Source organism: Pseudomonas sp. TE3895, assembly GCF_056278855.1.
This window is the reverse complement of record NZ_JBWBQE010000001.1, coordinates 5,282,718-5,294,131: the sequence shown is the minus strand read 5'-3', so window position 1 is coordinate 5,294,131 and position 11,414 is coordinate 5,282,718. Positions and strand designations below refer to the sequence as shown.

General features: G+C 64.0%; 6 protein-coding genes and 2 pseudogenes. All 8 read right to left on the bottom strand.

What is annotated here, in order from left to right:
- Positions 1-34: 34 nt before the first annotated feature.
- The 8 genes and pseudogenes from ACZ889_RS23965 to ACZ889_RS23930 all read right to left on the bottom strand — a co-directional run bounded on the left by ACZ889_RS23965 (position 35) and on the right by ACZ889_RS23930 (position 11,377).
- On the bottom strand, positions 35-781 hold the full coding sequence (locus tag ACZ889_RS23965; RefSeq protein WP_012053264.1) for a fimbrial biogenesis chaperone: 747 nt from the start codon (positions 779-781) through the stop codon (positions 35-37).
- Positions 782-852: 71 nt separating this feature from the next.
- Positions 853-1,452: a fimbrial protein gene (locus ACZ889_RS23960; protein ID WP_014859524.1), complete on the bottom strand. Its 600-nt coding sequence runs from the start codon at positions 1,450-1,452 to the stop codon at positions 853-855.
- A 117-nt stretch (positions 1,453-1,569) separates the two neighbouring features.
- Positions 1,570-2,217 (bottom strand): response regulator, encoded by a 648-nt coding sequence (locus ACZ889_RS23955; protein ID WP_014859525.1) that lies wholly within the window; start codon positions 2,215-2,217, stop codon positions 1,570-1,572.
- 69 nt (positions 2,218-2,286) lie between these two features.
- Positions 2,287-5,506: pseudogene (locus ACZ889_RS23950) on the bottom strand (hybrid sensor histidine kinase/response regulator).
- A gap of 84 nt (positions 5,507-5,590) precedes the next feature.
- Positions 5,591-6,784: a response regulator cyclic di-GMP phosphodiesterase PvrR gene (gene pvrR, locus ACZ889_RS23945; RefSeq protein ID WP_047604533.1), complete on the bottom strand. Its 1,194-nt coding sequence runs from the start codon at positions 6,782-6,784 to the stop codon at positions 5,591-5,593.
- Positions 6,781-9,587, bottom strand: a pseudogene (locus ACZ889_RS23940) (ATP-binding protein). Before ACZ889_RS23940 ends, pvrR begins: the two are co-directional and overlap by 4 nt.
- 70 nt (positions 9,588-9,657) lie before the next feature.
- Positions 9,658-10,647 carry a fimbrial protein gene (locus tag ACZ889_RS23935; protein ID WP_476257868.1) on the bottom strand — a complete coding sequence of 330 codons (990 nt, stop codon included), beginning with the start codon at positions 10,645-10,647 and terminating at the stop codon, positions 9,658-9,660.
- A 25-nt stretch (positions 10,648-10,672) separates the two neighbouring features.
- On the bottom strand, positions 10,673-11,377 hold the full coding sequence (locus ACZ889_RS23930) for a fimbrial biogenesis chaperone (protein ID WP_476257867.1): 705 nt from the start codon (positions 11,375-11,377) through the stop codon (positions 10,673-10,675).
- Positions 11,378-11,414 lie beyond the last annotated feature (37 nt).

Below are 11,414 nucleotides of genomic sequence, written 5' to 3'. Positions count from 1 at the left end.
CACGCGACCAGGGCACGAGGTGGGGGCTACGATTTCACAAGGTGATGGCGGGTTCGGCAGGCTTGGCGCTACCCGGCTGGGCAGTGTTCAAACGCAAGGAATATCCATGTTGGGCGCCATAGTCGTTGATGCTCTTGAACGTCAGCGTCAACGGGCCGTCCACCTGGGAAAATACCGAGGTGAATGTCTTTTGTTCGCCAGGGGCGATCATGGTCGAATCGGCGTTAAGCACGGTTTGTTTCCCGCTTTTAAGTTCGATATCGGCCATCGACACGTGATACAGGCTGGGGTTGTTCACGGTCAGTTGTGGCTTCCCGGCGCGCTGGGTCAATTGCCAGACCAGTTGTTCGGGGGCCAGCAGGGCATTGCCGGGCAAGTTGGCCGGGCGGAAGAAAATCTTGATACGTTGGCGCACCGCCAACTGCAAGGTATTGGCCTGGGTACTGGCTTGCGGAATTTCCTGGACATTGAGCCAGACCACCGACTCGCGATCGGTCGGCAGGCCTTGGCCTTCATAGAGAATACGCAGCAGTTGTTCCTGCTTGGGCAATACTCTGGCCAACGGTGGAGTAATGGCGAACGGTGCCTGTGCACGGTCGCCGGCATCTACCCAGGATTGCACCAGGACTTCCTGGTTGCCATTGCGCACGATGACATTGGCTTCTTTGTGCGCACCGTCGAACACGACGCGCGTAGCGCTCAGGGAGATGCTGGCAGTTGCCTGGGCGGCGACGAGCATGCCCAGCAACCCGAGAACGGGGTACAGAGAACGACGCAACATGGTTGGGTACCTTGCGGGGCGAAGAAGTGGCGAGGCTGGTCAGCCTCGCGCAGGGAGCAGCGGCGAAGTGATTACTCGTACTGCAGGATGAACGGCAGGGTGGCGTCACCGCGACCGGCGGTGGCAGTGCCGGCGGCGCCCGTGGTGACGTACGCCGCAGAGAAGCTCAGGGTGGCGTCGCCGCCCTCGGCGCCAGTGCCGTGTACGTCGCTCTGGATCTTGGCAGTGGCAGCCGAGCTCAGGTCGATCAGGTTGCCATTAGGGTCGAGCAGGGCAATGCCAACGTTGGCGGCAGTGCCGGTGCCTTTGGTCAGCGCCAGGACTTTCTTGCCGGTCACCAGGCCCGAGCCGCCGCTGTTGGCATCGAAGATCATCGCCACCTTGGTGCCGAGGTTGCAGTTGACGTTGAGGTTGAAGTCCTTGCCGGTCACGCGGCCAGCTGTCGGGTTTTCGGCGGTGCCCATGTCTTTGATCGCGACGCTGCCCATGTCCACGGCGATCACGCGGTCGGCGTTGGCGCCATCGACCGAGCAGGCGTCATTGTTGATTACGCCGGTGAAGGAAATCTTGCCGCTGCCACCGGTGACTGGCCCGGTGGCCTCGACGGCCAGTGCACCGGCCGAAGCGGTCAGGAGCGAGAGGGTCAGGGCGGCCAGGGAAAATTTATTCATATTGATGTCCACATGAGAGTGAGTAAGTGCTGCAACTTAATGCACGCTCACAATAAGTCAGGTGGTTTCTCTGGCCCATCAGACGAATCTTAATGGTGGGGCAATGACGCGCGCTAGTTAATTAAAGATATGACTCGCCAGGCAATAGGCCAACAATTCCTGATCGCTGTTCACTTCAAGTTTGCGCATCGCGGAAACTTTCTGCGCACTAATGGTCTTGGTGCTTCGGTGTTGGCTGCGGGCGATCTCACTGACACTTTGTCCGGCAACAAACAGGCGCAGTATTTCGAATTCCTTGGGTGACAGGTTTTCCACCCGTTGATCGATGGCGGTGTTACAGGCGACCACCGACTGCCTTGCCGGTGCCGGCGCCCGGTAGGTGCTGTTGCGGGCGACGGCATTGAGGGCCTTTTCGATTTCGCCATGCAACTGGCTCTTCTGGATCACGCCGTCCACGCCCAGTTCCTGCAGCCGTGTCAGGATCAGCGGGTTGGAAATCATCGTCAGCACGAGGATGCGGACAGCGGGATAGTGACGTTTGAGGTAGTCGATCAGTTTCAGGCCGTCACCGTAGGGTGAGTCTGCCGGCATGTTGTAGTCGGAGATGACCATGTCCACGGGTTGGCGTTCGAGCAGTTCGATCAGCCCTTGCGAACAGACGGCTTCGCCGACCACGCTAAAGCGTGGGTCGCGTTCGACCAGTTCCCGGACGCCGAGCAGCACGATGGGGTGATCGTCGGCGATGATGACCTTGAGTTTTTCCATAAAAGACGACCCGTTAGCCGGTGCGGATGGGAGGGTTGTTTCCATGCGCTATCAGCGCTGAAGTTGATTCTATGCGAGGGCATCGAGTATTGCTGACAGCCTGTCCAGCACCCCCCCCAGCTTATCGGCCAGGGCTGCGTCGAGCGGCGACTCGGCCAGCGCGGTTTCCAGCGCACAGCACTGCTCGGCCAGGGGCCGGGACTGTACCGCGCCCAGGGCGCCGGCGATGCTGTGCAGGCGCTCGCCAAGACGCCGCTGGTCGCCTTGCTCAAGGGCCAGGCGCAACTGCTGCATATCCTCGCGCAGGGTGGTGATGAACAGCGCGCGCATGGCGTCGGACACTTGCACGGTATCGGTGGCTGCAGGGGAGCGGGAGGGGGAGGCGCTGAGGCTGTCCGCTTGCGGACGGCTGGGCGCTTCGGCCAGTTGCTGGCCGACACAGACGGACCAGATGGCTGCGCAACGCCTGCAGGCTCAACGGTTTGACCATCCAGGCATTCATGCCCACCTCGAGGCAGCGCTGGCCTTCTTCTCGCAGTGCATTGGCGGTGACGCCGATGATCGGCAACCGGGCGTCGTGCTGGCGCAGGGTCCTGGCCAGTTCGTAGCCATTCATCAACGGCATGTTTACGTCGGTCAGGACCAGGTCGAACTGGCCTGGCTGCCAGCGTTGCATGGCCTGTTCGCCGTTGGCCGCGACCACCGTGGTGCAGCCCAGCGCCTCGAGTTGCTCCTGCAGGATCGCCTGGTTGATCGGATTGTCCTCGGCCACCAGGATATGCAGGCGCAGAGCGGCGCGTTGCTGTTGCGCGGTGTTCTGGTCATCGGGCGACCCGCCCTGGCGCACGACCGCGATGAGCTGGGCGATGGCCCGCACGTCATGCAGGTCTACCCGCCAGCAGCCGTCGACGAACGCGCCGGGGGTAGGGCCGTCGCTGCTGGCGCAGATCCGCTGGCCATGCCAGGTGGCGGCGTCCGGGCAGTCGAGCAGGTCTACCAGCAGGGCCTGGTGGTTGTCCTTCTCCAGGGGTGGAATCGTCAGGGTCGCGGCGATACCCAGGCGCTGCAGCCAGTCGACACCATGCTGGGCAAGCTCCGGTATCGGCGCGCGCACATACACCGGGGTCGGGTCGGGCACTGCGCTTGGGCTGTCGCTCAGCGCCCCCTGGGCCAGTGGCAGGCTGATGTTGAGGGAAAAGCTGCTGCCCAGCCCCGGCTCACTGACCACCTTGATCTGGCCACCCATCATGTCGGCAAGCCAGCCGCAGATCGGCAGGCCCAGGCCCGCACCGCCCTCGCTGGAGGCGTCGGCGACCTGGTAGAACAGCTCGAAGAGCCTGGCCTGCTGTGCCTGGGAAATGCCAATGCCGCTATCGGCTACCTGCCATTGCAGGCGCACGTGGGTGTCGTCGAGCGCCAGCACGCGGGTGCGCAGCACCACCCGGCCGGTGTCGGTGAACTTGATGGCGTTGCTCAGCAGGTTGTTGAGGATCTGGCGGATGCGTATCGGATCGCCCACCACCTGCGCCGGCAGGCGGGCGTCATGGCAGGCATAGAGCAACAGGCCCTTGCGCTCGGCGAAGGCGCGATAGGTGCGCACGGTGTCCTCGAGCATGTCCAGCGGGCAGAACGGCACGGGTTCGAGCGCCATCTGCCCGGATTCGATCTTGGTCACGTCGAGCACGTCACTGATCAGCTGGAACAGGGTTGCCGAGGAGCGCTGGATAGTGTGCAGGTAGCCTTTCTGGCGTGCATCCAGGTGCGTCAGGCCAAGCAGCTCGAGGGTGCCCAGCACGCCGTACAACGGGGTACGGATCTCGTGGCTCATGGTGGCCAGGAACAGGGTCTTGGCGGTGTTGGCGGCGTCGGCGGCGCGCCGGGCTTCGTCGAGCGCCTGGGCGTCCTCGACATGGCGGGTGACGTCGTTGAATGCGTAAAGGCGCACGTCTTCGCCGTGGTAGCGGGTCGACACGAAACCGACCTGCAGGTGGCGGCCTTCGACCTGCAGGTAGTGCTCGCCACTGCGGGTGTTGCCCACTGCCGAGGCGAGGGTACTGACCAGCTCGCGGGTGCCCTGCCATTGCTGCGCCCGCTGGTTCTCCAGCAGCACCTCGTTGTCGGCGCTGCGGATTACGCACAGGCCGGTCGGGGCGGTGTCGATGACCACCCGGCTGAAGGCCTCGCTCTCGGTGATGACCTCGTGGGCCGCGCGCGCAGGCAGGATGACCTGGCGCTGATACCAGCGGATGGCCACCCGGCCCAGCCCGATGAGGACCAGGAACGTGGCGGCGATGCTGGCCAGCGACCAGAACGCGTAACGGAAGAAGTGCCGGTAGGTCACGGTGTAGATCGCACTCCAGCCACCGTTGGCCTGTTCGTGGAGACGGAACACCAGGCCTTCGGGCTTGATGTTGAGGCCTTCATGCACCCCCTTCAGGGGCGTGGGCGCGCCGATCAGCACCTCGCCGGCTGGGGTGATGAGGTTAAAGTGGTCATACACGGTCCAGTCCATGATGCGTTCGAAATCATCGATCTGGGCCAGGTCCACCAGCGACGCCACTTGCGTGGCTTGGCCCTCTGCCTTGCCCGAGCGCAGGGGGACGTTGGCGTAGGCCAGCACGCGCGGCGGGGAGGCCTGGTCCGGCTGCTCGACATAGCTGCGCCAGACGATCCTGCTGCCTGGGCCCCAGTCCTTGTCCTGAGGCTGGCGCACAATGACCTGCCTGATCACATCGATGAACGGTTCATTCTCCAGCTTGCCCCGCCCGCGTCCTGCGGCGGGAACCGTGATGTCGTAACGGGCATCCGGCGAGAACAGGAACACCTGTGGTGAACGGTACGGAGAGGCCGACCAGAACATGCTGTAGAAGCTGGCCAGGTTCGCCCCCAGGGTGAAGATGTCCGATACTTCGCGGTCAGCCAGGTTGCGTGGGTCGAATTTGAGGCTGAACGGCATGGAAAATGGAAAGATCTGGCCCTTGTAGATGTCCGGCCCTTCCTCGGGCATGGGTGCCAGCGCTGGCTCGAGCGCACGTGGGTAGTCGAGCAGCTCCCCCTTGGCGCTGCGTTGCACGAGGGCCTCGAGGAAGGTTTCCTGCTCTTGGACATTCTCCATCAGCCGGGCGAAATGGATGCTGACCGTGTCGCTGTGTTCGTCGATCAGGCGCTCGAGCGACCAGAGACTGAAGCCGGCCAGCAGCAGCGCCAGGCCCAGCAGGACGGTCATGCCTTTGTTCAGGCGCAGAGAGCTGCGGGCCAGGTTTTCCAGCAGGGCGTTGTACTGTTTCATGCAAGGGTCCGCAAGGGCGTGGGGGCATCGATACCCAACGAATATTACCTTTGATGCCCGGCCGGCGCTGTGAGTTACAGCCGGTCAGTAGGCTGACGGGGGACCGTCGTTGTGCAGCAGGCGCTGGAACTGTTCCGCCGACACGGCATGGGAGATCAAAAAGCCCTGCACCTGGTTGCAGTCGACCTTGCGCAGCATTTCGAGCTCCTGAGGCGTCTCGACCCCTTCGGCGACCACGGTGAGCCCGAGCTTGCGACCCAGGGCAACGATGCTGGCCAAGGCCGAGGCCAGGGTCTCGCTTTCATCGCAACGCTGCACCAGCGCCCGGTCTATCTTCAGTTCGGTGAAGGGCGTCGAGACCAGGCTCATGTACGAGCTGTAGCCTTTGCCGAAGTCGTCCTGGGACAGGCCGAAACCTTTCATGCGCAAGCGGCAGGCGCCTGCATAGAAGTTGCTCAGCTCTTCGGGAATGGAGCATTCCATCAGCTCGAAGCACAGCTTGCCGGGCACGCCTTGGTGGTGCAGGACGAATTCCAGCAGCCGGTCGGCCAGGTCATGGCTATTCAGCAGGTGGGTCGGCAGGTTGATCGAGACCGGGATGTCATAGCCCCGTTCGCGCCAGCGCGCCTGGGCATCCATGGCTTGCTTGAGCATCACCCACAGCAGCCTTTCCTCCAGGCCAAAGGCATTGATCGTTGGCAGGAAGGTGCCTGGCAGCAACACCCCTTGCTCCGGGTGCATCCAGCGCACCAAGGCCTCTGCCGCGACGATGCGACCATTGTGCAAGGACTTCTTGGGTTGGAACCAGGCCTGAAAAGCTCGGTTGTTCAAGGCATCGACCAAGGTCTGGCGATCGAACTCGGGCGTGGCCGGTGCCGCCTGGGCCGGTGCCTGATGGTGCAACTGCAATTGGTCGATCAGGCTGCGCAGCGCGGCGGGTTCGACCGGCTTGGAGATCAGCCCGAGCACGTCCACGCCGAGGTTCTTGGCCACCAGGCTCGCCGCCATGAGCATGCGCCGCGAGGCCACGCTCATGATCGCCAGGCCTGGCTTGTGGCGCAGGCCGGCAAGGTGCTGGATGAATTGCACACCGTCCATGCCGGGCATCAGCAGGTCGGTCAGCACCAGGTCGAAGTCACGCTGGCGCAGGCGCTCCAGCGCTTCCTGGCCATCCCGGGCTGCTTCCAGGTTGAAGCTGCCAAGCTCGCTGAACAAGTGTTGCAGGTACATATGCTGGAAGGGGTGGTCTTCGACGATCAGGATGTTAAAGGTCTTCAAGGGCTACCTCGATACGGGGCCAGGCAGTTGAACAGGACTTGCAGGTTGAAGGGCTTGATCAGGCAGCGATCCATGCCGGCGGCCAGGCACAGTTCTTCCTCGCCGCGCAGGGCATTGGCAGTGGCGCCGACGATGGGGCGGGTGCAGCCCAACTGGCGCAGGGCCCGGGTCAGTTCGTAGCCGTTCGTGCCGGGCATGTTGACGTCGGTCAGCAGCAGGTCGAAATGCTCGCGCTGCCAGGTTTGCAAGGCCTGCTCGCCATCGCTGACCAAGGTCACGCTGCAGCCGAGCTCCTCGAGCTGGTCGCGCAGGATCAACTGGTTGATGACATTGTCCTCGGCAACCAGCACGTGCAGCCCCAGCGGCTCGGTCAAGGGGGCCGGCGCGGCGGGGTCCCTGGGACGGCGCAGGCCCTGGGCCTGGCCGACAGCATGGTGCAGGGCGCCCAGGTCGTTGAGGTTGACCTGCCAGTGACCGGCCTCGTGCCGCGCCTCCCAGCAGTCCTGGGCGCTGGCCAGGATTCGTGGGCCGGGCCATTCGGCGACCAGCCAGCGTTCGACAGTGCCGGGATGCAGCTCGACCAGCAGTTCGCCGGGCAGGGCGCTGCCTGGCGCCGGCGCGCCGACCTGCGCACGCGCCCCCAGCGGCAGAGCCAACCACTGATGGCTTCAGCCAGTTCGTGTACGGGCGATACCACGTGAATGCGTTCGCCCAGCAGGTTGAACGGGGCGCTGGTGCGGCCTGACGCCACTTCCAGGGGTAGGGTCAGGCTGAAGCTGCTGCCCAGGCCCAGCTCGCTGACCAGGCGCAGCTGGCCGTTCATCAATTGCGTCAGGCGCTGGCAGATCGGCAGGCCGAGCCCGGTGCCGGGGATGACCTGGCTATGGCCTTCGGTCTGGTAGAAAGGCTCGAAGATGAACGGCTGGTCCTGTTCGGCGATGCCCTTGCCCGTGTCCGAGACCTGCCACAACAGGCAGGAGCGTTCGCCGTCGCGGTTGAGCAGCCTGGCCCGCAGCACCACGCGGCCGCAATCGGTGAACTTGACCGCATTGCTCAGCAGGTTGTTGAGGATCTGGCGGATCCGGTTGACGTCGCCGATCAGGTGTTCCGGCAGGCGTGGGTCCAGGCAGCTGTAGAGCTGCAGCCCCTTGCTCCTGGCTGCCGCGCTGTAGCCCTGGACCACCTCGCGGACTAGGTCCGGGGCACTGAACTCGCTGAGTTCGAGGGCCAGCTGACCGGCCTCGATCTTGGACACGTCCAGCACGTCGCAGATCAACTGCAGCAAGGTTGACGAGGAGCCTTCGATTGCCCGCAGGTAATCGCGTTGCTGGGCGTCGAGCACGGTGCGCGACAGCAGCTCCAGGGTCCCCAACACGCCGTACAGCGGTGTGCGGATTTCGTGGCTCATGGTCGCCAGGAACTGGGTCTTTGCTTCGTTGGCGGTGTCGGCCGCGCGCCGGGCGTCGTCCAGCGCGGCCTCGATCTGCTTGCGTGCGCTGATGTCGCTGAACGCGCAAAGCAGCACCGGCTCGCCCTTGTAGCGGGTTGGCGAGCAGCTCAGGTACAGGTGGCGCCCTTCGGCGCTCTCGAAATAGTCGCTGCACTGGCCTTCGTGTCGCTCGAAAGCCTGCTCGATCCATTGCGCGCTACGCGCACCGCGTGCCGGGTCCTGGCCCAGCCACTGCTGGGCCAGGTGGTTCTCCAGCACCACCTGGCCATCGCTGCGGCGCAACACGCACAGGGCGACAGGTGCGGTTTCGATGACGTCGCGGCTGAACATCTCGCTTTCCACCAGCGCGCGGATGCGTTCAACCGTGGGGGTGAACAAGCGCTGGTCGAACCGCTGGATCAACACCCGAATCAAGGTGATGCTGAGCACGCAGAACAGCAAGGCACCCAGCAGCTGCTGCCACAGACCGGCGAGGATCGCGGACAGGTCGATCGCGTAAACCAGTTGCCAGTCCGAGGACATCAACGGCTTGCTGATGACCAGGTACTCTGGCAGGAGCCCCTGGCCGGCGAAGCCGAAGAAGTTGTTACCCACGGGATGGTGCAGCGAACGGTCCAGCGCCGGGCCTGGGGTGTTGGTGAACACCAGCATGCCGTCGGCATTGAACATCATGAACTTACCCGCGCTGGCATCCTCGAGCGACGGCGACACTGCATGGCTGTCGATCTCCAGGCCCAGCCAGCCAGAGCCCGGGTCGCGTGCGTCCAGGCGCAGGAAGATGAACAGGCGCGAACCTTGGGCACCCTGGTCGGCCAGCCACAGTTCCCGAGGGGCCGTGCCCCGCTGCCCAGCAGCCAGCAGCTGCTCCAGCAGGGCAGATGAAGGCAGCGAGGCCTGGGCGTCAGCGTTGTACAGCCAGCGCATGGGGGCCTGCGCCGCTGTGTCGACATACAGCAGGTTGACCTGCCGGGCCTTGAGGTAGGCACACATACGCTGGGTCAGCCACAGGCTCCAGCGCTTGCCTGGCTGGCTGCCCAGTTGCAGGTGCACTTCCTCGCCCGGTGCCAGGGGCAGCCAGTCGACACCCGGCGCCGTTTGACGCACGGCTGCCAGGCTCAGGCTCTCCAGCAGCGCCTCGCGGTTGGTGAAGAAGGTATGGGCCTCGGCGATCGCGCTGCTCATGGCACCATGGCGCCGAGCGATATCGGTGTTGAAGGTAAAGGACAGGAAATTGTAGGCCGCGCCGAGAATGCCGGCCGATAGCACGATTGCCAGCAGCCGAAGCAGGCGGCGTGCTGCCTCGGGGTTGGAGAGAAGGGGGTTGATCTGTTGCAGGTAGGCTTTGAGTCGCATCCCGCAAATGTAGGCAGGCCGCTGGCAACTGGACATCAGACGATCCTTAAAGGCCGCCTGGCCGAAGGTTTTACTGGTAGTACAGGTCGACCAGCGCCGTGGCTTCGAACGGACCGGAAATGGGCGCCGAGCGCCAGATCAGGTCGGCGCGGAACGGGTTGTGGATCACGCCCGGCGCAGCCAGGTCGGCCAGCTTGAACCAGGTGGCGAAAGGCACCGGCTGGTTGCTGTCCTGCTGGGTCAGGGCGATGCCCACGGAGGTGTTGTTGGCGGGCACCAGCAGCTTGTCGATGATGCTGGCGCTGCCAGCGACCGGGGTGAAGCGGGCGCTGACGGTGTAGGGCGTGTCGCAGGATCTGGTCAGGTCGAGGCTGAAGCTGGCCGAGCTGGCGACCTGGCCGACCTGTGCCGAGCTGGCCAGGGCACGGCGGAAATTGACCACCGAAGGCAAGATGGTCAACTCGGGAGAGCAAGGCACGAAGCGGATGTTGTTCATGCCGGTGACGACATAGTTGAGGTTGCTGTCGGGTTTTGGGTTAAGGCCGCCCTTGCCGTCCAACTGGAATACCCGGTACTCGCTGAGCGTGCTGGCTTGTCCGTCGGTTGGCGTTGCGCCGTTCTTTTCGATGAACACCGTGAAGTTCAGGATGAAGCGGGCCTTGTCCCAGCCCGCACAGTTCGCCCAGTTGCAACCATAAAGCGAGTTGTAGCCAGTGGTGACGGCGCCCGACGTCTGGGTGATGTTCTGCGAGCCGTAGCGAATCCCGACCCGTATGCCCTTGCCTATACTGGCTTTGGCCGGGTTGACATAGAAATAGACATCTTCCTTGATGCCGGTTTCATAGTCGTCGGCGCAGATGACCGGAACCGAGTGTGGTGCCGATTCCCAGATGATCGTGCCGTCGGGCGCGTCGGCCGGTACCGCCAGTGCGGTGCCCAGTGCCTCCTTGAATACCGCCGCCATGGACGGGTCCAGCTTGCAGGACAGTGCGTAGCTGGTGGCGGGGCAACTGGCGGCGACGAAAAGCAGGCCAAGCAAGTGTTTCCGGATCAGGTTCATGAGTGGGTATCCTGTGGCGGTGTGTTCACGGCAGCGCGATGTGGTGGCGCTTCTGCAGGCCGATATCGGTGAGTTCGCTGAACGCCACGCGACTTTGCGCGGGCAGGGGCGAGGGCGCCTCGAGGGTGAGCGATGCCCCCGGGCGCAGCAGAACGTAGTCCGCAAGCTGGCGCGACTGCCCGGGGCTGTCGAGCTGGAGGTTGACCAGCGAAACGTGAAAGGCACTCGGGTTGCTGACTTCGATCAGGCCAGGCTGACGTGCGCGCCATGCCAGGCCCACGACCGCCTCGCTGGCCGAGCCTGGCAGGCCGGCAGGGCGGTAGAACAGCTTCAGGCGCTGGCGAACGGCGAATTGCAGGGTATTGGCCTGTTCGGGTTTGCGCGGGATCTCGAGGATGTTCAGCCAGAACAGTGACTCCCTGTCCTCGGGCAGGCCCTTGCCGGCGTACAGCACCCGCAGCATGTGCCGGCCGTTGGGCGGTATCAATGCCAACGGTTGGACGATGGCGAAGGGCGCATCGTCGCGTTTGTCGGTACTGCTGACCCAGCTTTGCATGACCGTGTCGAGGTCGCTGCGATTGACCACGCTGATGCTTGCTTCCTTGTTCGAGCCTGGGTAAATGAGGCGTGTGCCCTCGACTTTGAGCTGGCCCCAGGCACCGGACGCCAGGCCCATCAGGACCAGCGCCGCCATGGCTGGGCGCGAGAGGGTATGAAGCAAGCGCGACATGGTCAGGGCAGGGCTCCGGTGAGGTTGACTGGGAAGG